Origin of the sequence: Amycolatopsis sp. Hca4, from assembly GCF_013364075.1 — a bacterium.
GTDB lineage: Bacteria > Actinomycetota > Actinomycetes > Mycobacteriales > Pseudonocardiaceae > Amycolatopsis.
The window spans coordinates 3,464,737-3,483,393 of the sequence record NZ_CP054925.1 but is presented as its reverse complement, the minus strand read 5'-3'; the positions used below and the strand labels follow the sequence as shown (position 1 = coordinate 3,483,393).

Below are 18,657 nucleotides of genomic sequence, written 5' to 3'. Positions count from 1 at the left end.
GTGCGCGCTTTCCGCGCACGGGCCTCGCCCCGAGAATCGCGCGGCAACCGAGGGAGTCGAACCCTGCGCGGCTTGTGAAGGCGGCGCCCATGGACCGGCCCTGACCCTTCGGCGGGCGACGGCTGCCAATGTTGTCAACTACTGACAACGCTAATGGAATACCCGGCTATTCCTCATCTCAAGCCGTGCTTCACCCGGACGGGCCCGGCTGGCAAGGTGGTCGGCATGGACGATCTTCTGCTGCGTCGCGTCCGGCCGGGGCTCGGCGGCGAGCTCGCCGACGTCCGGGTGAACGACGGCCGGGTCACCGCGATCACCGAGCCGGGGTCCACCGGGTTCGCCGCGCGCGTGGTCGACGGGCACGGCGGGACGCTGCTGCCGGGGCTGGTCGACGCGCACGTCCACCTGGTGCAGTGGGCGACGTCCCGGCGCCGCATCCCGCTGGACGCCGCCCGCTCGGCGGGGGAGGCGGTCGAACTGCTGCTCGCCCACCTGCTGGCCACCCCGGCGCCGCAGACGGAACTCGTGGTGGGCGCGGGGTTCCGCGACGCGCTGTGGCTGGACAAGCCGCACAAGGACCTGCTGCAGCGGGCGCTGCCCGGGCGGGCGGTCGCGTTGTTCAGCGCGGACCTGCACACGCTCTGGCTGAGCCCGGCCGCGCTGAAGCTGATCGGCCGCGACCACCCCACGGGCGTCCTGCTCGAAGGCGACTGCATGACCGCCACGGCCCAGCTCCCGACGGCGGCGATCGACGTCCAGGACCGGTGGGTGGCGGAAGCGGTGGCCGCGGCGGCCGCCCGGGGCGTCACGCAGATCGTGGACTACGAGTACGCGGACACGGTCGCGGACTGGACCCGCCGGGGCGCGCCGGCGGCCCGGATCTCGTGCGTCATCGCCCGGTACCTGCTGGACCAGACCATCGAACGCGGCCACCGCACCGGCGACGTCCTGCCGGACTCGGGCGGGCTGCTGACGGTCGGGCCGTTCAAGCTCTTCGTCGACGGCTCCCTCAACACCCGCACGGCCTACTGCCACGATCCGTACCCCGGGGTGGATTCCCCCGGCCTGCTGGAACTGCCCCCGGCCGAGCTGGTTCCCCTGCTGCAGCGGGCTTTCGACCACGGGCTGCTCCCGGCGGTCCACGCGATCGGCGACCGGGCGAACACGATCGCGCTGGACGCGTTCGAGGAGGTCGGCTGCCCCGGCCGCATCGAACACGCCCAGCTGCTCTCCCCGGAAGACGTCCCGCGGTTCGCCGCGCTGGGCGTGATCGCGGCGGTCCAGCCCGCCCACCAGCCGGACGACCGCGACGTCGCGGACCGGCACTGGCACGGCCGGACGGCCCGCGCGTTCCCGTACCGCTCGCTGCTGGAGTCCGGGGCCCGCCTGGAGTTCGGTTCGGACGCCCCGGTGGCGCCGCTGGACCCGTGGGACGGCATCGCCTCGGCGGTGGCCCGCACGGACGACGACCGCCCGCCGTGGCACCCGGAGCAGTCGATCCCGTTCGCCGACGCACTGGCGGCGTCGTCGGGCGGCCGCCGGGGCGTGGCGGTGGGCGACGTCGCGGACCTGGTGGTGACGGCCACGGATCCCTCGGGCCTGTCCCCGGCCGACCTCCGCGCCCTCCCGGTGACGGCGACGATCGTCGACGGGCACGTCACGCACCAGGTCTGACCCCGGGATCCGGGACGTCGATGAAGGTGTGCCACGGGCTGACCCGGTCGACGTGCACGACGGCGTCGAACGCGGCGAGCGGGTCAGCCGGCTGCAGGTACGGCCCTTGCCGGGTGCCGTCGACCTCGGCGAAGCGGCGGGCCACCGCGCCGTCGCGGGGAACCTTCCGCAGGTCGAGCAGGGCGAGTGGTTCGCCGGCTTCGGCGAGCAGGGCGTCGAGGCTGCCCGGTTCGGTGCAGGGGGTGACGTCCTCGTAGTAGACGTCGGTGTGGCCGGGTGGTCCTTCGGGCGCGGCCGGTGGCTGAACACGCGGCCGCCGTCGTAGGTGGTCGCGATGACCACCATCCGGTCGCCGAGAGAGCGGGCCAGGTGCTGGCCGAGCATCACCTGTTCTTCATTGACGATCGGCGGGACGCGGTACGGCAGGCGCTGCACGTGCCCGTTGGCCGCTCCGACGACGATGCGCTCCTCCCGTTCGAGGATCCATCCGACGTTGTCGGCCATCGCCGCGTCCCGGACGTTGGCGCCGCGGTAGGTGCGGCCCGGCGCGGCCGCCATGTTCGCCAGGAAGGCGTCCGCGAACCGCGCGTTGACCGCGCACTGCAGGGCGATGTCCGCCCGGGCCGCGTCCACAGTGGAGTAAGGCACGCGCAGCGCGCGGAGGCGCTCGGTCAGCTCGCCGATCCGGGCGGTCAGCTCGTGCCGGTGGGCGGGGCCGAGCGCCAGGTAGGCGTGGATCGCGGGCGCCGCCCAGGCCAGCCCGGTGCGGTCGGAAGGCAGGTAGCCGAACAGCGGCAGCAGGTGCTCGCGGGCCGCCGCGGCGTAGGCCGGGTCGGCCTCGTCCAGGAACGCCAGCGCGGCCGTGACTCCCGGCAGGGCGGACGCGCTCGAGTCCGGCAGGTCCATGCCGTAGAAGCGGAGCTTGCGGTCGTGGGTGCGGTTGTGCTCGCGCATCCACCGCAATTGGTCGCGCATCTCCGCGCACCGGCCCATGTGGTAGGTGATCCCGGTGCGCAGCAGCGGGTCCAGGTCGCCGTCGCCGCCGAGCACCCAGTCGTGGACCGCCCAGCCCTCCGGGAAGCCGGACTCCATCGCGAACCCGGTGAACCCCAGCTCCTCGGCCAGGAACCGGGTCACCCGGTGGCGTAGCCGGGAGAACTCGTGCACCCGGTGCGTGCTCTCGCCGATCGCCACCACCCGGGCGTCGCCGACGATGTCCCGCAGCGGCTCCAGCTCGTCGTGGCCGGCGTCGGGCTCGAGCGTCCGCAGGCGGACCAGGTTGTCCCGGAGCCAGCCGCTGATGTCCATTCACTCGTCCTGTTCTTCGGGGGTGTCTTCGCCCGCGGCGCGGGCCTTGCGCAGGTAGTCGACGACCTCGGCGGCGCCGCCCGGGCCGGCCCAGCCGAGGCGCTCGTCGAGGCCCCGGCCCGTGCGGGCCCGGTTGTCCTCCCAGAGCGCCGTGGTCGCCGCTTCCAGCCCGCGGTCGGGCGGGTGGAACGCGGCCGCCGTGTCCCGCCAGCGGCCGGCCAGCTCCTGCACGGCCGGATCGTCGACGGGCGTCCCGGCGAGCAGGTGCCGCCGAAGCTGCGTGAAGAGTTCGAGCCACTCGGTCTTGAGCGTCTCGACCGTCCCGCGGCCCAGCTCCGCGGCCCGGCCGGTGATCGTGGCCAGCTGCGCGTCGGACAGGTACCGGTGGACGTCCACCGGCATCGGCTCCAGGGCGGCGAGGAACTGCTCCGGAGCCGGCATGGCCTCTTCGGCCAGCCGGGCGAGCAGGCCCCGGAGCCGCTGGGCCGACTCCTCGATCCGCGCGGCCCTGGCGTCCAGGTCGGCGAGCTGGGCGGTCAGCAGGGTCCGCAGCGCGCCGAGGTCGTCGCCGGCGTGGCGCAGCACGACGGCCACTTCGTCCAGGGACAACCCCAGCCCGCACAACGTCCGCACCCGGTAAAGCCGACGCACGTCCGCCTCGACGTACCGCCGGTGCCCGGCCGGTGTCCGCTCGCCCGGTGACACCAGCCCGATCCGGTCGTAGTGGTGCAAGGTGCGGACCGAGACGCCGGCGGCCCTGGCCAGCTCGCCGACGCTCCACCTGCGTTCGTTCACGCCTCGACGGTAAAACCTGACGTGACGTCGGGTTCAAGGCTTTCCGGGGTTGATTTGTCCACCGGACAACGGAAAAGATCCCACCGTGCATGTGACAACGTTGTCAGGAGGACACCGATGAAAGCGCGCGTCCTGGCCACCCTGCTCGCCGGAGCCACGACGCTGGCCCTCGCGACACCCGCGTCCGCCGCCGGGCCGAGGTTCGCCGACGACCCCACCACGCTCGTCGACACCTCGATCGGCAACAACGGCGACGGGACCACCTTCCCCGGCGCCACCACGCCCTTCGGGATGGTCCAGCTCAGCCCGGACACCCAGCTCAAGAAGTACGCGTCCTACGACTACGCGCAGGACACCACCCTCGGCTTCAGCCACACCCACCTCTCCGGGGTCGGCTGCCAGACGATGGGCAACTTCCGGTTCATGCCGACCACCGGCGCCGTCACCAGCAGCGACCCGGCGGTGTACGGGGCGAAGTTCAGCCACGCCGACGAGACCCGGCAGCCCGGCTACTACGGCGTCAAGCTCGCCGGCGGCATCGAGGCCGAGCTGACCGCCACCCAGCGCACCGGCCAGCACCGTTACACCTTCCCCAGGGGCACCACCAGCGAGAACGTCCTCATCGAGGTCGGCGAGAGCAACGGCTACACCTACGCCGGCGACGTCCACGTCGTCGGGGACGACACCGTCGAGGGCTGGCTGCAGGGCGGCAACTTCTGCTGGGAGACGCAGAAGGAGCGCTACAAGGTCTTCTTCAGCGCGAAGTTCGACCGGAAGTTCACGAGCTTCGGCACCTGGACCGACAGCAAGCTCACGCCGAACCAGCGTGACGCGAAGCTCGGCAGTCAGCGCACTGGCGCGTGGCTCACCTTCGGCGCCGACAAGGCCCAGGTCGGGGCGTCCGTCGGCCTGTCATACACCTCGATCGACGGCGCCCGGCTCAACCGTGGCGCCGAGCAGCCCCGGTCGTTCGACAAGGCGCGCCAAGCCGCCCACGACACCTGGCGCGACGAGCTGGACCGGCTGCGCGTCGCCGGCGGGACCACCGCCGACCAGCGGACCTACTACAGCGCGCTGTACCGGTCGCTGCTGCACCCGTCCGTCGGGTCCGATGTGGACGGCTCGTACCGCGGCTTCGACGACGCCGTGCACCGCAGCCGGGACACCTACTACCAGATGTTCTCGCTGTGGGACACCTACCGCTCGCAGAACCAGCTGGTCGCGCTGCTGCACCCGGACCGGGCCGCGGACATGACGAAGTCGGTCCTGAAGATCCACCAGGACGGCGGCTGGGTGCCGCGCTGGGCGCTGGCCGGCGGCGAGACGAACGTGATGAGCGGCGACCCCGTGACACCGTGGGTGGTCGACAACTACCGCCGTGGCCTGCTCGACGACCGGACGGCGCGTCAGCTGTTCGACGCCCTGTGGCGCAACGCCACCGAAGTGCCGCACGACCAGTCGATCTTCCGCGGCCGCGACGGCAACCCGACGTACGTGCGGAACGGCTGGATCGGCTACCAGGACCTGCCGGGCTACACCTACGGCGACACGCGCCAAGCCGGCTCGGCGACCCTCGAGTACGCCCTCGCGGACTGCGCGCTGTCCACCATGGCGTCCGGCCTGGGCTACCGCGACAAGGCGGCGACCCTGCACGCCCGCTGCGGCAACTTCGCGAAGCTGTGGGACACGAGCGTCGAGTCCCACGGTTTCACCGGCTTCCCCCGCACCCGCGCGGCGGACGGCACCGGCGTCGGCGACCCCGACCCGGCCCAGTCGACCGGCTTCCACGAGGGCACGCCGTGGCAGTACCAGTGGCTCGCCCAGCAGGACACGGCGAAGCTGTTCGCCCTGATGGGCGGCCCGGCCCAGGCGGAGAAGCGGCTCGACACGTTCTTCGACCTGCCGCTGCTGCTGACGGACCCGGCGAAGGCGGCCAAGGACTCGTGGGTCCACGGCGCGTACGACTACCACAACAACTTCGCGTTCAACCCGAACAACGAGCCGGACCTGCACGCGCCCTGGATGTACAGCTGGACGGGAGCACCGTGGAAGACCTCCGCGGTGCTGCGAGCGGCTCGCACGTTGTTCACGGACACGCCGTACGGCATGCCGGGCAACGACGACCTCGGCACGATCTCGTCGTGGCTGGTCTTCGGCATGGCGGGGGTGTTCGAGGCCCAGCCGGGGTCCGGGACGTACCTGCTGAGCACGCCGATGTTCGAGAAGGTCGAGATCCGGCCGGAGGGTGGCCGCAAGATCGAGATCTCGGCTCCCGGGGCCAGTGCGGGGAAGCTGCAGTACACAAAGGACGTCCGGATCGGACACCGCGGGTACGAGCGCAGCTGGATCTCGCACGCGGACCTGCTGCGGGCGGGCAGGATCGAGTTTCGCTTGAGCGACACCCCGACGACGTGGGGGACGGCTTCGGCGCCACCCGCGCTGTAGGTCCACGCTTTCGCGTGTTGGCGTCAACCGGGTGCGACAGTTCTACTGGACGTCATGTTGAGGTGGCAGCAGGCGGAGGGGAAGCGCCACGCGCTCGACGGGGCGTTCCCTCCGCGTCCGGAAGAACGGTTCGTGGCTTTGTGCGGGGAGGAAGTGACGGTCGCGGTGAAGGACGTGCCGCAGCTCGGGGGACATTGGTTCGACCCGACCTGCGCCGAATGCGAGTCGGCGTGGCTGGCCCGGTGCTGAACGGCGCCGACCGGGACCATCGGCTGCTGGAGCGCATCCGCGACCTGCACGCGTCCCTCGTCCCCGATCTGACGTGGCTGGCCAGGACGGTCGGGGAGGAGGCGCCGCGGCCCGACATCCTCCGCGACCTCGGGGAGCGGCTCGCCGACCTGGGCGCGGACCTGCTCGGCCGCGCCGACGAGCTCGACGCCCAGGTCCGAGCCGGCCTCCCGGACGACGGCTGGCTCCCCGAAGCGGGCGCCCGGCGGCGCGAGCTCGCCGTCGCCCACCAGGTCGGCCCGCACCCCCTCCGGTGCGGGCCGATCTTCCTCGCCGTCTGCGGCGCGGCGTGCTACCCGTACTACGGGACGGACCCGACCGGCCGGACAGCGCGGCACGAACGGTGCGAAAAGTGTCTCCACGTGCGGTGATCGGGAGTTTCTGCTGAGCTGGGGGCATGGCTGAGACTACGGCGACCGAGCGGTTCTTCCGCGTGGCGATCGCGATCAAGGGGCTTGACGGTGGGCTGCAGGTCGTCGGGGCGTTGATCCTGGCGTTCGTCCCTGCTTCGACGGTCAGCGGGTTCAGCCATGCGGTGATCACGCGAGACCTGCTGGGTGATCCTTCCGGGACGCTGGCCCGGCATCTCGAGTCGGCTACGGAGAACTTTCTGCACGGGGATACGAAGACTTTTGCAGTTGCTTATCTGCTTGCTCATGGGTTGATCAAGCTTGGGTTGGTTTGGGCCTTGGCTCGGAAGATTGTCCGGGCTTATCCTGTTGCTGCGGTGATTCTTGCGGCCTTTGTTGTTTATGAGGTTTTTCGGGCGGTTCATACGCATTCTATTGCGTTGCCGTTTTTTGCTGCTCTTGATGTGGTTATTATTGTGCTGGTTCTGCGGGAGTATCGGCAGTTGAAGCGGGAGCGGGCGTAGTTTGCTCTGCCGGGGTTTGTCCCCCTGCCGACCCGAACGCCGGATTGTTCAACGGCCGGCAGGCTTTGTCAAGGCGGGAAAGCGTGCCTTGACAAAGCCTGCCGGCCGCTGAAGCGGCTGCGTATCGGGTTGGCAGGGGGGTGTGGTCGGAAGGTTGGGTTGGTGGGCTTCCGGGTGGCCGTCAGCCTTCTGTTTTCGGGTCTGGGCTACGCGGCGATGGGAAATCGGACCGTCTTGCTGTCGACCTCCAGGGGTTCGACGTAGAGGGCCGTTGCGTTGTCCGAACCTCCGCGGCTGAGTGCTGCCTCGACCAACTCCGCCGCGCCCGTTCCCGGCTGGGCCAATACCGCTCGGATGCCGCTGCCCGTCAGCGGCTTGTGTACTCCGTCGCTCGTCAGCAACAGGCCTGTGCTCGTCGTCTCCGCCGTGCCTATCTCGTGGGCTTCTGCCGTTCGGACGCTTGTGGTCACCACGTGCTCCATTCGGGGCGTCACCGGCTGGTGGTGCGCGCGGAAGTACTCGGCGAGCGTGTGGTCCGTGGTCAAGCGGCTCAACGTCGTGCCGTCCCAGGCGTACGCGCGGGCGTCTCCTACCCAGGCGATGCGGTAGCCGCCGTTCTGCGATGGCATGGCCACCACCAGCACCGCGTCTCCGAGCGTCTGCTCTCGGACCGCCCGCTGCGCCGCCAGTACCGCCTCTACCGGTCCTTTGTGGACCGGTGTGCGGGCGGCGGCCGCGGCGGCGGTGCGGGCCGCGCGGGCTGCTTCCGGGGCGTCTCCGACGCCGTCCGCCAGAGCGAATGCGATGCCGGGGCCGCCCGCTGCCGCGTACGCTCCGACCGCGTCCGCGTTGAGCGTGCGGGGGCCCTGAGCGCTCGCCGTGTGCCAGCGTGGGTATCCCGGACGTGTGGTGATCATCGCGGCCTCCTCGTCCCCTCTGATCTCCATGGTCCGCCTCGAACCTAAGGGGCGGCTGAGATTTCCGGGTATCGTGGGAAGGGGGTGGGGGATGGAGTTCCGGATTCTCGGGCCGCTGACCGTGTCACGCGCCGATGGGCGGCCTGCCGTGCTCGGCGGGCGGAAGCCTCGGACGTTGCTGGCCGCCTTGCTGCTGGCCCGCGGGCGGGTCGTGCCCGATGCGCGGCTGATCTCACTTTTATGGGACGGCGAACGGCCCTCGACGGTCGATGCGCAGGTGTGCACCTACGTCTCGCGGCTGCGCAAGGCCCTCGGCCGCCCGGCTCGGCTCGTGCGGTCCGGGGGTGGCTACCTGCTGCTGCCCGGCGGGACCGTCGACGCCGAGGAGTTCGAACGGCTGGCCTCCGCGGGCCACGACGAGCTGCGCGCCGGCCGGCCGGCGCGGGCGGGGCAGCGGTTTCGCGCCGCGCTGGAGCTCTGGCGCGGTCCGGCGCTGGGCGGTGTTGCCGAATCGCTTCGGGCCGGCGAGGCGGCGCGGTTCGACGAGCTGCGGCTGACGGTCCTGGAGGGCAGGCTCGAAGCCGAAATCGCGTCGGGCGACCACCTGCGCGCGGTGCCGGACGCGACCGCGTTCGTCCTCGAGCACCCGCTGCGGGAACGCGCACGGGCCCTGCTGATGGCCGCGCTCTGCGCGAGCGGGCGGCCGGCGGACGCGGTGGCCGTGTACCACCGCGGCCGCCGGCTGCTCGACGAGCGGCTCGGGATTGCGCCCGGCGCCGCACTGCGGGCGGCCTACCAGCGCGTGCTGGACGCTCAGGCGGGGTAAGGCGCCGACTGGAAGTCCCGGTCGAGCCGGGCCGCCGAGCGGGGCAGCCAGTGCCGGGCCAGCGCGCGGACCTGCTCGCGCGGCAAGCCCGGGTTGACGTGGCGGTGGTCGGGTTTCGCGATGGACTGCAGCGCCCAGGCGAAGCCGACCATCGGGTCGATCCGGGCCCACCGGCGCCGGTCGATGCCGAGGACCGTCTGGGCGCGCAGGATCACGTGCCAGAAGTGGTAGCTGCTCGGCGGGTTCCCGTCCATGGTGTGCACTTCCGACTCCTGCGGCGCCCGCCGCGGGTCGTAGAGGACGCCTTGCCCGAAGTCGGCGAACGCCCTGACGAGACCGGCTTCGTCACCGCGGTAGAAGCGGTCGAAGTTGTCGAGCTGCAGGGTGGAGAGCGTTCTGAGCGGCTGTTCGACGGGGTGGGCGAATTCGGCGTAGTTCTTCGGGTAGGCCGGGTCCCGGCTCAGTTCGCGCCACTTTTCGTAGAGGCCGTCCGGCGCGTTCTCCTGCGCGAACCGGCCAAGTTCGGCGTAGGCGTCCAGGACGGCCTGAGACGGGTGGTAGAGCGCGATTTCGTCGAGCTGGTACCAGAGTTCGTTGGCCCGCCGGTCCCCGAGCATCCCGGGTACGGGCGGCAACCCGGTGTCGGCAACGGCGGTCCCGCTGGCGGCCCCGGCGAGAGCCACCCCGGCGACGGAGGCGGCCCCGATTTTGAGCAGAGTACGGCGATCGAGCGACATGAAGCACCCCCTGGCGCGGCGGCCCCCTGCCGCCGTTCGCCCGCCAAGGTACGGAAGATTTCTATACTTTCTCTGTAAGATCGTTTCCGTGGAAGACGGTCGCGCGCTGGAGAACCTGGTCTTTTCGTACGCCGCGCTGGTCGACGCCGGGGACTTCGCCGGGGTGGGGGCGTTGTTCGCCTCGGGGACATTCGCGGGAAGCGGAGGCGTACTGCGAGGAGCGGCGGAGGTCGAGCGGATGCTGCGCGAGACGGTGATCGTGTACGAGGACGGCACGCCGCGAACCAAGCACGTGACGACGAACGTGGCCCTCGAGATATCCGAAGCGACGGCATCGGGCCGGGCGTATTTCACGGTGCTGCAGGCGGTGCCCGGCTTCCCGCTGCAGACGATCGCGGCGGGCCGGTACGAGGACCGCTTCACCCGGGAAGAGGGTGGCTGGCGGTTCACCGAACGCCGGGCGACGGTGGACCTGCTCGGCGACGTCAGCCACCACCTGCGGGCGAAGGGGCCGTGAGCGGACTCACGACCCCTCCGCCGACCTTCAGCTCTGCAGGTCGTACACCGTCTGGCCGTCGACCGTCGTGGCGGTGAAGTTCGCCGTCACCCAGTCCGTGATCTCCGACGATCCACCACCGGGCCCACCTCCCCGGCCACCCTCGATGTAGTACTTCACTTCGCCCGCCGCCACGTACGCCTTGAACTCCTCCAACGTCGGTGCCGGGTCCGAGCCGCTCCAGCCGCCGATGCCGATCACCGCCTTGCCGCTCGCCAGCTCCAATGATGCCGCGCTCTGCGAACCCGTCGTTGCCGCCGCCCACTTCGTCGTCGTCTTCGCCAGCAGCGCGCCCATCGCCGTCGACGAGTCGTCGAAGCCGCCGCCGAAACCGCCGCCCATCGCGCTCGACGTCGGGCCCGAAGTCGGGATCGAACCGCTGTGCGCCACCGACGCCGTTTCCACGCCGTAAGCCGCCGACGACACCCCCATCGTCAAGACCACCGCCGCCCCCACGACGGCCACGAGACGGCGAGAAGCCGGCACACCCATCACCAGCACCGTCCCCACCAGCACCCCGAGCACCGCGACGATCCAGCGCAGCGCCGGGAACCACTCCGGCGTCCGGTCCAGCAGGATGAACGACCACACCGCCGTCACCACCACCATCCCGGCCAGCACCGCCCGCGGCGCCAGGTGCGCCCGGCCCCGCCACAGCGCGCGGCCCGAAATCGCGACCAGCGCGGCGATCGCCGGGGCCATCGCCACCGCGTAGTACGGGTGCACCGTGCCGCTCATGAAGCTGAACACCGCCGCCGTCACGACCAGCCAGCCGCCCCACAGCAGCAGTGCCACCCGGGTGGCGTCCGTGCGTGGTGCGCGGCGGGTGAACCACAGCCCCGCGACCAGCCCGATCAGCGCGGCCGGCAGCAGCCACGAAACCTCCGTCCCGAAGCTGGCGCCGAACATCCGGAACAGGCCCGTCGAGCCGCCGAACGCGGTGTTCCCGCCCATCCCGCCACCCATGCCGCCGCCGTTGCCCTCGCCGCCGAAGATGCGGCCCAAGCCGTTGTAGCCCAACGCGAGTTCGAGCAGACTGTCCCCTTCGGACCCGCCGATGTACGGCCGCGACGCCGTCGGCCACAGCTCCACCAGCGCGATGAACCAGCCCGCCGAGACGACCAGCGCCACCACCGCGCCCCCGAGGTGCAGCAGCCGCCTGCCCAGTGACGTCGGCGCCGCGAGCAGGTACACCAGGCCGAACGCCGGCAGCACCAGGAACGCCTGCATCATCTTCGTCAGGAAGCCGAACCCGATCGCGGCCCCGGCCAGCGCCAGCCACCGCGGGCTCGCCGTTTCGGTGGCCCGCACGACGAAGTAGGCGCCCGCGACCAGCAGCAGCACCAGCAGCGCGTCCGGGTTGTTGAAGCGGAACATCAGCGCGGCGACCGGCGTCACGGCCAGCATCGCCCCCGCCAGCAGCCCGGCGACCGGGCCCGCACTCCGTTTCACCGTCAGGTAAAGGATCCCGACCGACGCGACACCCATCAGCGCTTGCGGCGCCAGCACGGTGAAACTCGAGAAGCCGAAGATCCGGGCGAACGCCGTGCCGACCCACAGCGCCGCGGGCGGCTTGTCGACGGTCAGCACGTTCCCCGAGTCCAGCGACCCGAACAGCCACGCCTTCCAGCTCTGCGTCCCGGACTGGACGGCGGCGGCGTAGAAGGAGTTGCCGTAGCCGGACGCGGTGAGGTTCCAGAAGTACAGCACCGCGGTCGCGGCCAGCAGCCCGAACACCGCCGGGCGCACCCAGCGCGGTGGCGCGTGCGCGGCGGACTCCTTGCGGTGCCGGGGTTCGGACACCGGGGCGGGCAGGACGGTGGTCATCAGTACTCCTTCGACGAGGTGGCCTGGCGGCGCGGGTTGAACACCCAGCCGCGCAGGAGCAGGAACCGGAGCACCGTGGCGGCGAGGTTCGCCAGCACCAGCACGGTGAGCTCCAGGACCAGCCCGGGGGTGGTGGATCCGTTGAGCAGCGCGAGCGAGCCGCTGGTGAGCGCGAGCCCGAGGCCGAACACGATCAGCCCTTCGAACTGGTGCCGCCCGGCGCCGGCCCGGCCGCGGATGCCGAAGGTGAGCCGCCGGTTCAGCGCGGTGTTCCCGATCGCCGTCACCAGCAGCGCGGTGAAGTTCGCCGGCTGCGCGCCGACGACGGTGCGCAGCAGCAGGAAGAGCACGAGGTAGGCGAGGGTGCTGCTGACGCCGATCGCGGCGAACCGCACCAGCTGCGTCACCAGCCGCGGCGGCACGCCCGGTGCGTCGACGCCGATGGGCTGCCTGCCGAGCTGCTCGCGCAGCCTGCTGATCGGGATCTCGCCGGTGAACGTGGCTTTGGTGACGCGGGCGATGCCCTTGAGGTCTTCGGCGGCCGTCCGCAGGATGTGGACCGACGAGTCCGGGTCGTCGACCCAGTCGACGGGCACCTCGTGGATCCGCAGCCCGGCGCGCTGGGCCAGGACGAGCAGCTCGGTGTCGAAGAACCAGCCGGTGTCCACGACGTGCGGCAGCAGTTCGCGGGCGACGTCGGCGCGGATGGCCTTGAACCCGCACTGCGCGTCGCTGAACTTGGCGGCGAGCGTCGAGCGCAGGATCAGGTTGTAGCAACGGGAAATGAACTCGCGCTTCGGGCCCCGCACCACTCGCGCCCCCCGGGCGAGCCTGCTGCCGATGGCGAGATCGGAGTGCCCGGACAGCAACGGCGCGACGAGCGGCCCGAGCGCGGCGAGATCGGTGGAGAGATCGACGTCCATGTAGGCGAGCACGGCGGCGTCGGAGGCCAGCCACACGGCGTTGAGCGCGCGGCCGCGGCCCTTCTCGTCGAGGTGGTGGACGGCCACCTCGGGGAATTCCCGGGCCAGCCGTTCGGCCACCTGCAGCGTCGCGTCGGTGCTCGCGTTGTCGGCGACGGTGATCCGGTAGGGGTAGGAGACGTGTTCGGCCAGGTGCGCGTGCAGCCGTCGGATGCACGGTTCGAGGTCGGTCTCTTCGTTGAAGACCGGGATGACGACGTCGAGAACGGGCCGGGGACCGGCCAGGTCGACCGGGACGGTCCCGGGCCGCGATGCGGGGGCGGTGGCTGTCATGCCCTCACGATCGCGGCCGCCGCTTTGGTGATCGTGTGTTCTCTCTGTGCGGTTCCTGTGCGGTGGCCGTCAGCTGTGCGCCCGCAGCGGCACGACGTTGCTCGGCAGGGCACCGCGGCCTGGTTCGCGCTTCGGCGGCGTCGTGCTGATCGTCAGCGTCACCAGGCTCGCGTACCTCGGGTGGCGGTCGACGTACACCTCGGGCACCCCGCAGGCCACGGCCAGGACGGTGCGGTGGCGGTGCAGGTGCTCGAACGCTTCCCGGCCGTAGAGCGACACGACGATGTCACCACCGCGCGGACGGCTCCACAGGATGGCCGGCAGGCGGCCGCCGGGCAGGCGCAGGTGGGGGAAGACCGCCCGCAGCCGGTGCTGCAGCCGGATGGCGTGGATGCGCGCCTGCACCTGGCGGCGGCGCAGCACCGCCACCGCGAGCACGCCGGCGAGGACCACCGACGCCCGCAGCGGGCCGGCCCACAGCGCGAAGGTCACCACGCCGTAGGGGAGCAGCGTGACGGCCAGGATCTCCCAGCGCCAGTGGTAGACCCGCAGCGGGAAGGTCGGAGGGGTGCTGGTCATTTCCGTGCTCCTTTCGGTGGGACGGCGGCGCAGCAGGCCGCCGAGGTGGCGCAGCAGACGTCCGGCACCGGCGGCCACCACGAGGGCGGCGACGATGACCGGCCCGGACGTCATGTCGGGATCCGGGTCTTGGGTGCGGGCTCGGGTTTGACGTCCCGGTCGCGGCCGAGCCGCCAGGTCCACCGCCACCCGGCCCAGATGGCGACGGCGGAACCGAGCAGGATGAGGACGAAGGCCTGTCCCACGAGCCCGTCGAGCGGGGCCAGCCGCAGCAGCACCAGCAGCGCCCAGACCTGCGAAGCGGTGAAGGGGATGACGAGCCCGGCCGCGTAGACGCCCCGGCGCCAGCGGCTCCGGCGCGGTGGGGTGGTGTAGGGGTCCATGAATGCCCTCCTCTGCCCGTGGATCCAGGAAACCTCCGGCCCGCGGATTTCTTTGTGTCAGCTGACACAGAGCGCGGGATTCAGCTCGCCGGACGTCGAAGTCCGGCCCAGCGGTGGACCGTCACCGGCGCCGGTCGCTCCTGAAAGGGGGGAGCGAACCGGCCGGGTCGGTGATACGTAGGTAGGGGGTATGTCCCTGCATCGTGACCGCGCAGAGTGCGGAAAGCAGGCTTCCTCGAGCCGCCTGGCGAGGGCGGTCGGCGGAGGTCGGTGGACACTCTCCGTCAGACCCCAGCCGCGCGTGGTCGTGGCCGCTGCGGCGAAAAGGTGGTCTGTTAGCTGGGGCCATGACCCATTTGGGCGAGCCGGGTCGAGTCGACACCAACAATGCGTCGCTGATGGGATAAGGTGCGCTCTGTGTCCACATATTGTCACCTCCCTACAGTCGCCTACCAAGGTAGGTAAGAGTGGTGCAGAATGCTTGCCTACATCTTATGTCGGCCGTGACCCGGCCGAAAGGACTGAAGTGGTAACGGTGACCGTCGAGCAGGTGGGTGCCGAGTTGCGGCGGCTGCGCAAGCTCGCCGGGCAGACCCAGGCGGACGTGGCCAGGATCGTCGGCGTCAGCCGGGCCAACCTGACCCAGTGGGAGACCGGGCGCTATCTTCCGTCGGTGGAGAACGCCAGGCTGCTGGACGATCACTTCAGAGCGGCGAATCACCTGGTCGAGCTGGCCGAAGCGGCCCGGACGCCGGCCCCTGCGGCCGGCGGGGTCCTGACCACGGGCGGCTCCCTGCTGGAAGTCTTCCGGCGGGCGGGCGCAGCTCTCGCCGGAGAGCTGATCCGCGACGAGAACGGTCGTGCGGTCGGCTGGCGGCACAACCTCCAGAAGCGGGGCGAGCACACGACGCTGGCCACCGCCTACGGTGTCAGCGCCATGGCGGTGTTGGGTGACACCTACATCGACCTACACACGGTCGTCGAGAACCTCTACGCCAAGAAGACCGAGCTCGGCTGGCAGGGCCGGTCGGCGGGACGCCGCCCGGAGGTCACCGCGGCCGTCGTGGACGCCTTGTTCCAGGTCAGCACCATCCTCTCGGCCGAAGAAGCGCTGGAACACCTCGAGCACTCGCTCGCCGACGACTACAGCCGGACCCGGCCGTTCCTGCTCGCCACCGCGTTGCGCACGGCGGCCCGGATCGGGCCGGACACCCCGCTGACCCGACGGCTCACGGACGACCTCCTCGCGGCCCGGCTCGACATCGACGGCGTCCGGCTGTGGGGCGAGAAGAAGGAACCGCGGCTGGTGGCGCCCGAACCGACCACGGCACACACCGCGCGGGCCGTGGTGGCCCTGCGGGAGCTCCTGCGCAACGGCGACGACCGCGCCGACGTCAGGGACGCCGTCGAGGTGGGAACGCAGTGGCTCGTCGACCGCACCCACGCGGACGACGGGATCATGGAAGACCTGGCTCTCCCGCAACCCGGGCAGCGAGCCATCCCGGTGAACATCAAGCACTTCACTTCCGCATGGGTCGTCCAGGCCCTGTCCGAGGCACCGAAGGTGCCGACGGTCCGGCTGAGCCGCGCGCTCGGTTCGCTGTGGGAACGCTACGAAGCCGGCCTCGGCCTGTGGGCCTGGGGCAGTGGCGACCTCCCCATCTGGATGACCCTCGACGCCGTCACCGCCCTGCGCGCGGCTGCGCTGGCTTTCGCGGCACCGCCGTTCCTCCCGACGACAGCCGCAGAATAGAGACCTCCCCGCACGATGAGCACGACATCCTCGTCCGTCGCCACCGACCACGCGTTCCCGCGGCAGATCGCGGAAGCCCTGCGTGGTGACGGTTCCCGGCCCGATCTGGGCCGGCTCGAAACCGCGGCCCGCCGCATCCGCACCGGACGGCGCGGGCTCGCCGCCTGGCTGCAGGACCTGGTCGCCGACCAGGCCGCGGTCGCCGAGATCGCCAAACGCTCGTACTGGCACCCGAACGGCTTCGCGAAGATCGTTCTGCACACGAGCATCGAACCCGAGTTCCGGATCCGCCTCCACGTGTGGCCGCGGGGCGAAACGCCTTCGCGCGGCGAATCCAACCCGCACAGCCACCGCTGGGAGTTCGCTTCCCACGTGCTCACGGGCACCGGCATGCACATGGTGGAGTTCGCCGAGACCGCCGAGGGCGGCAAGCCGTACCGGCGTTACCGCTACGGAACGGATCCGGCGGACCCGGCGGCCCTCGTCGCCGACGGCGAGGTGCGCTTGCGGCGCCTGGGCGTACCGCACGTGCAAAGCGGCGACGTGTACACCTGCGACACCTCGATCGTGCACACCGTTCGCCCGATCGATGCAGGTCTGACGGCCACGGTTGTCGTCCAGGGACCACGGCGGTCACCCACCACGGTCGTCTACTGCGAGCCGGGTGAAAGCGACGACCAGCCGAACGGCGAGCTTACCGACGCCGATTTCGTGGCACTCGTGAGCGAATTACTGCCGTCCCTCGACAGCGAGGTCGCACGATGACGTCCGTGGAGCTGAAAGTCCAGGTGGAGGAGGCCGCGGAGCGCGGCGTCCTGACCGATCGGGGCATCCGGCGGGCGCTCGAGGCCGGTGAACTGCACGTCGAGCCGTTCGACGCCGCGCTCGTGCGCCCCGCCGCACTCAGCCTCCGGCTCGGGCACGAGGCGTTCACCCTGGTGACGACCGGGCCGGTCGACGTCGCGGACCGCTCGACCCACCCCGAGCTGGTCGCGAAGGAACTGGACGCCCAGGGGCGGCTGGTGATCGAGCCGGGCGAAGTCGTGCTCGCGCCGACCCTGGAGAAGATCGGCCTGTCCGAGCACCTGGTCGGTCTGGTGGACGGGACGAGCGACTACGCCAGGCTCGGGATCAGCGTGGTGCTGTGCGGTCAGGTGAGCCCCGGTTTCGGGCGCGACGCCGGAGCCGTGCTGACGCTGGAGATCGTCAACCACCTCCGGCACCCGGTGCTGGTGTATCCAGGCGCCCGGATCTGCAACTTGATGCTGTTCGCTTCGAGCGGGAGCGAGCTGCCGTACGGCGCAATGCCGCACAACTACTCGAACGACCACGCCGTGGTCGCCTCCCGATTGGCGGATCATGTCCGGCACGATTGAGCTGCGCCTCGGCGACCTGGGGGAGCGCGGCATCCAGGAGAAGGTGTTCCAGCCGCGCTACGGCGCCACGGAGGGTTTCGGCGACGACAGCGCGTTGCTGGGCGCGGTGGGCGTCCCGAGCGAGCTCGTCGCCACCACCGACAGCTGCCCGACGCCACTGGTCAACCTGCTGCGTGAAAAGGATCTTTACCACGCGGGCTGGCTGCTGGCGACGATCAACCTGTCGGACCTGGCCGCGGCGGGCGCCGAGCCACTGGGGCTGGTCGTCAGCTACACGCTGCCGAAGTCGACAACGGTCCGCGAATTCGAGCGCCTCCTCGACGGCGTCGACGAGTGTTGCGCCGCCAATGGCACAAAGGTGGCCGGCGGCGACATCCGGGACGGCGAGGTGGTCCAGCTGACGGCAACGGCCATCGGCCGGTGTGCGCCGGGCAGCAGGCTCAGGAGGTCCGGAGCCCAGGCGGGCGACCGCTTGCTGCTGGTCGGTTCCCCGGGCTACCTGTGGGCCGCGGCGCTGGTGGAGACGGGCCAGGCAACGCTGTCGCAGAGGGACCGGGACGAGGTCTGGCACCGGGCCTCCCGGCCGGAGGCCCAGCTGAAGGCGGGCCGCGTGCTGGCGTCGACGGGCTTGGCACGCGCGGCGATGGACGTGTCGGACGGACTGTTCGCGACGGTCCGAACGCTGGGCGAGGCAAACGGCCTCGGCGCGGCGGTCACGGGGGAGTTCGAGCTGGACGGGCCGGTGGCTTCGGTGGCGTCGCAGTGCGGGTTGAGGCCGTTCGACCTGGCCCAGACGTGGGGTGACTGGGGCCTGGTCGTGGCGGTCCGGGGGGAGGACGTCGAGTTGGTGACGAAGGCACTGCGGGAGGAAGGCGTTGCGGCACAGGAGTTCGGGGTCCTCACCACAGACGGTCGGCTGACGTCGGGAGCGGAGAGGGCTGCTTGGCGTGGTGTGGCGCAGGAGCGGTTCTCGGCCAGCTCGTGGCACGGTGGGGAAATGTCCACATTGATCACCAGCGTGCTGGGGAAGCGCTGAGGGCCGGCACCTTCCGCCAACCGACAT

At 71.1% G+C, this 18,657-nt stretch carries 19 protein-coding genes and 1 pseudogene; 12 read left to right on the top strand and 8 right to left on the bottom strand.

Translation table 11 applies throughout. The annotated features are described in order from the left end of the window. Nucleotides 1-225 precede the first annotated feature (225 nt). Together HUT10_RS15405 and HUT10_RS50975 are read left to right on the top strand one after the other, a co-directional pair. Nucleotides 226-1,674: an amidohydrolase gene (locus HUT10_RS15405; protein WP_176171842.1), complete on the top strand. Its 1,449-nt coding sequence runs from the start codon at nucleotides 226-228 to the stop codon at nucleotides 1,672-1,674. 28 nt (nucleotides 1,675-1,702) lie between these two features. Next, a complete protein-coding gene (locus HUT10_RS50975; RefSeq protein WP_254896887.1) occupies nucleotides 1,703-1,999 on the top strand; it encodes a hypothetical protein in 297 nt (98 codons plus the stop codon). Here HUT10_RS50975 and HUT10_RS50970 read toward each other — a convergent pair. Next, nucleotides 1,963-2,766, bottom strand: a pseudogene (locus tag HUT10_RS50970) (erythromycin esterase family protein); the annotation flags it as partial. The gene HUT10_RS50975 and the pseudogene HUT10_RS50970 sit on opposite strands and share 37 nt — an antisense overlap. 216 nt (nucleotides 2,767-2,982) lie before the next feature. Then, nucleotides 2,983-3,777, bottom strand: a complete 795-nt coding sequence (locus HUT10_RS15395; protein WP_176171841.1) for a MerR family transcriptional regulator — start codon at nucleotides 3,775-3,777, stop codon at nucleotides 2,983-2,985. Nucleotides 3,778-3,894: 117 nt separating this feature from the next. Between HUT10_RS15395 and HUT10_RS15390 the strand changes: the two genes are divergently transcribed. The 4 genes from HUT10_RS15390 to HUT10_RS15375 are packed head-to-tail and all read left to right on the top strand — an operon-like array spanning nucleotide 3,895 to nucleotide 7,384. Next, the gene (locus HUT10_RS15390; protein ID WP_254896886.1) at nucleotides 3,895-6,222 is read left to right on the top strand and encodes a GH92 family glycosyl hydrolase; all 2,328 of its coding nucleotides are present in this window, start codon (nucleotides 3,895-3,897) and stop codon (nucleotides 6,220-6,222) included. Nucleotides 6,223-6,276: 54 nt separating this feature from the next. After that, the gene (locus tag HUT10_RS15385) at nucleotides 6,277-6,471 is read left to right on the top strand and encodes a zinc finger protein (protein ID WP_176171840.1); all 195 of its coding nucleotides are present in this window, start codon (nucleotides 6,277-6,279) and stop codon (nucleotides 6,469-6,471) included. Continuing rightward, nucleotides 6,453-6,881 carry a hypothetical protein gene (locus HUT10_RS15380; protein ID WP_254896885.1) on the top strand — a complete coding sequence of 143 codons (429 nt, stop codon included), beginning with the start codon at nucleotides 6,453-6,455 and terminating at the stop codon, nucleotides 6,879-6,881. Before HUT10_RS15385 ends, HUT10_RS15380 begins: the two co-directional genes overlap by 19 nt. Nucleotides 6,882-6,907: 26 nt before the next feature. After that, nucleotides 6,908-7,384 (top strand): DUF2127 domain-containing protein, encoded by a 477-nt coding sequence (locus tag HUT10_RS15375; protein ID WP_176171838.1) that lies wholly within the window; start codon nucleotides 6,908-6,910, stop codon nucleotides 7,382-7,384. A gap of 206 nt (nucleotides 7,385-7,590) precedes the next feature. Here HUT10_RS15375 and HUT10_RS15370 read toward each other — a convergent pair whose 3' ends face one another. Next, nucleotides 7,591-8,301: a PP2C family serine/threonine-protein phosphatase gene (locus HUT10_RS15370; RefSeq protein ID WP_176171837.1), complete on the bottom strand. Its 711-nt coding sequence runs from the start codon at nucleotides 8,299-8,301 to the stop codon at nucleotides 7,591-7,593. A 91-nt stretch (nucleotides 8,302-8,392) separates the two neighbouring features. Between HUT10_RS15370 and HUT10_RS15365 the strand changes: the two genes are divergently transcribed. Continuing rightward, complete coding sequence (locus HUT10_RS15365; RefSeq protein WP_254896884.1) at nucleotides 8,393-9,127, top strand: AfsR/SARP family transcriptional regulator; 735 nt, start codon at nucleotides 8,393-8,395, stop codon at nucleotides 9,125-9,127. On the opposite strand, the gene HUT10_RS15360 is transcribed toward HUT10_RS15365, so the two are convergent. Next, nucleotides 9,115-9,864 (bottom strand): hypothetical protein, encoded by a 750-nt coding sequence (locus HUT10_RS15360; RefSeq protein WP_176171836.1) that lies wholly within the window; start codon nucleotides 9,862-9,864, stop codon nucleotides 9,115-9,117. The two genes, HUT10_RS15365 and HUT10_RS15360, sit on opposite strands and share 13 nt — an antisense overlap. A gap of 88 nt (nucleotides 9,865-9,952) precedes the next feature. Here HUT10_RS15360 and HUT10_RS15355 point away from each other — a divergent pair, with 88 nt between their 5' ends. Beyond that, the gene (locus HUT10_RS15355; protein WP_254896883.1) at nucleotides 9,953-10,381 is read left to right on the top strand and encodes a nuclear transport factor 2 family protein; all 429 of its coding nucleotides are present in this window, start codon (nucleotides 9,953-9,955) and stop codon (nucleotides 10,379-10,381) included. Between the two features lie 27 nt (nucleotides 10,382-10,408). Here the strand turns inward: HUT10_RS15355 and HUT10_RS15350 are convergent, their stop codons facing one another. From HUT10_RS15350 to HUT10_RS15335, 4 genes are all read right to left on the bottom strand, one after another. Further along, on the bottom strand, nucleotides 10,409-12,247 hold the full coding sequence (locus HUT10_RS15350) for a glycosyltransferase family 39 protein (protein ID WP_176171834.1): 1,839 nt from the start codon (nucleotides 12,245-12,247) through the stop codon (nucleotides 10,409-10,411). After that, complete coding sequence (locus HUT10_RS15345) at nucleotides 12,247-13,503, bottom strand: bifunctional glycosyltransferase family 2/GtrA family protein (protein WP_176171833.1); 1,257 nt, start codon at nucleotides 13,501-13,503, stop codon at nucleotides 12,247-12,249. The genes HUT10_RS15350 and HUT10_RS15345 overlap by 1 nt, the downstream gene beginning before the upstream one ends. Before the next feature lie 69 nt (nucleotides 13,504-13,572). Further along, on the bottom strand, nucleotides 13,573-14,196 hold the full coding sequence (locus HUT10_RS15340; RefSeq protein WP_176171832.1) for a hypothetical protein: 624 nt from the start codon (nucleotides 14,194-14,196) through the stop codon (nucleotides 13,573-13,575). Continuing rightward, nucleotides 14,193-14,465, bottom strand: a complete 273-nt coding sequence (locus HUT10_RS15335; RefSeq protein ID WP_176171831.1) for a hypothetical protein — start codon at nucleotides 14,463-14,465, stop codon at nucleotides 14,193-14,195. The genes HUT10_RS15340 and HUT10_RS15335 overlap by 4 nt, the downstream gene beginning before the upstream one ends. Before the next feature lie 535 nt (nucleotides 14,466-15,000). On the opposite strand from HUT10_RS15335, the gene HUT10_RS15330 reads away from it, so the two are divergent. From HUT10_RS15330 to HUT10_RS15315, 4 genes are read left to right on the top strand one after another with little or no spacing between them, the layout of a single operon-like run. Beyond that, nucleotides 15,001-16,218, top strand: a complete 1,218-nt coding sequence (locus HUT10_RS15330) for a helix-turn-helix transcriptional regulator (RefSeq protein WP_176171830.1) — start codon at nucleotides 15,001-15,003, stop codon at nucleotides 16,216-16,218. Nucleotides 16,219-16,233: 15 nt separating this feature from the next. Further along, the gene (locus HUT10_RS15325) at nucleotides 16,234-16,983 is read left to right on the top strand and encodes a hypothetical protein (RefSeq protein WP_176171829.1); all 750 of its coding nucleotides are present in this window, start codon (nucleotides 16,234-16,236) and stop codon (nucleotides 16,981-16,983) included. Then, the gene (gene dcd, locus HUT10_RS15320) at nucleotides 16,980-17,594 is read left to right on the top strand and encodes a dCTP deaminase (RefSeq protein WP_176171828.1); all 615 of its coding nucleotides are present in this window, start codon (nucleotides 16,980-16,982) and stop codon (nucleotides 17,592-17,594) included. Before HUT10_RS15325 ends, dcd begins: the two co-directional genes overlap by 4 nt. Further along, nucleotides 17,578-18,630, top strand: coding sequence for a thiamine-monophosphate kinase (locus HUT10_RS15315; RefSeq protein WP_176171827.1), 1,053 nt, complete (start codon nucleotides 17,578-17,580; stop codon nucleotides 18,628-18,630). The genes dcd and HUT10_RS15315 overlap by 17 nt, the downstream gene beginning before the upstream one ends. Nucleotides 18,631-18,657 lie beyond the last annotated feature (27 nt).

Coding starts and splice junctions, on each gene's coding strand:
- HUT10_RS15405 (WP_176171842.1), top strand. CDS start 226: ATGGACGATCTTCTGCTGCGTCGCGTCCGGCCGGGGCTCGGCGGCGAG.
- HUT10_RS15390 (WP_254896886.1), top strand. CDS start 3,895: ATGAAAGCGCGCGTCCTGGCCACCCTGCTCGCCGGAGCCACGACGCTG.
- HUT10_RS15385 (WP_176171840.1), top strand. CDS start 6,277: ATGTTGAGGTGGCAGCAGGCGGAGGGGAAGCGCCACGCGCTCGACGGG.
- HUT10_RS15375 (WP_176171838.1), top strand. CDS start 6,908: ATGGCTGAGACTACGGCGACCGAGCGGTTCTTCCGCGTGGCGATCGCG.
- HUT10_RS15370 (WP_176171837.1), bottom strand. CDS start 8,301: ATGATCACCACACGTCCGGGATACCCACGCTGGCACACGGCGAGCGCT.
- HUT10_RS15365 (WP_254896884.1), top strand. CDS start 8,393: ATGGAGTTCCGGATTCTCGGGCCGCTGACCGTGTCACGCGCCGATGGG.
- HUT10_RS15360 (WP_176171836.1), bottom strand. CDS start 9,864: ATGTCGCTCGATCGCCGTACTCTGCTCAAAATCGGGGCCGCCTCCGTC.
- HUT10_RS15350 (WP_176171834.1), bottom strand. CDS start 12,247: ATGACCACCGTCCTGCCCGCCCCGGTGTCCGAACCCCGGCACCGCAAG.
- HUT10_RS15345 (WP_176171833.1), bottom strand. CDS start 13,503: ATGACAGCCACCGCCCCCGCATCGCGGCCCGGGACCGTCCCGGTCGAC.
- HUT10_RS15340 (WP_176171832.1), bottom strand. CDS start 14,196: ATGACGTCCGGGCCGGTCATCGTCGCCGCCCTCGTGGTGGCCGCCGGT.
- HUT10_RS15335 (WP_176171831.1), bottom strand. CDS start 14,465: ATGGACCCCTACACCACCCCACCGCGCCGGAGCCGCTGGCGCCGGGGC.
- HUT10_RS15325 (WP_176171829.1), top strand. CDS start 16,234: ATGAGCACGACATCCTCGTCCGTCGCCACCGACCACGCGTTCCCGCGG.
- dcd (WP_176171828.1), top strand. CDS start 16,980: ATGACGTCCGTGGAGCTGAAAGTCCAGGTGGAGGAGGCCGCGGAGCGC.
- HUT10_RS15315 (WP_176171827.1), top strand. CDS start 17,578: ATGTCCGGCACGATTGAGCTGCGCCTCGGCGACCTGGGGGAGCGCGGC.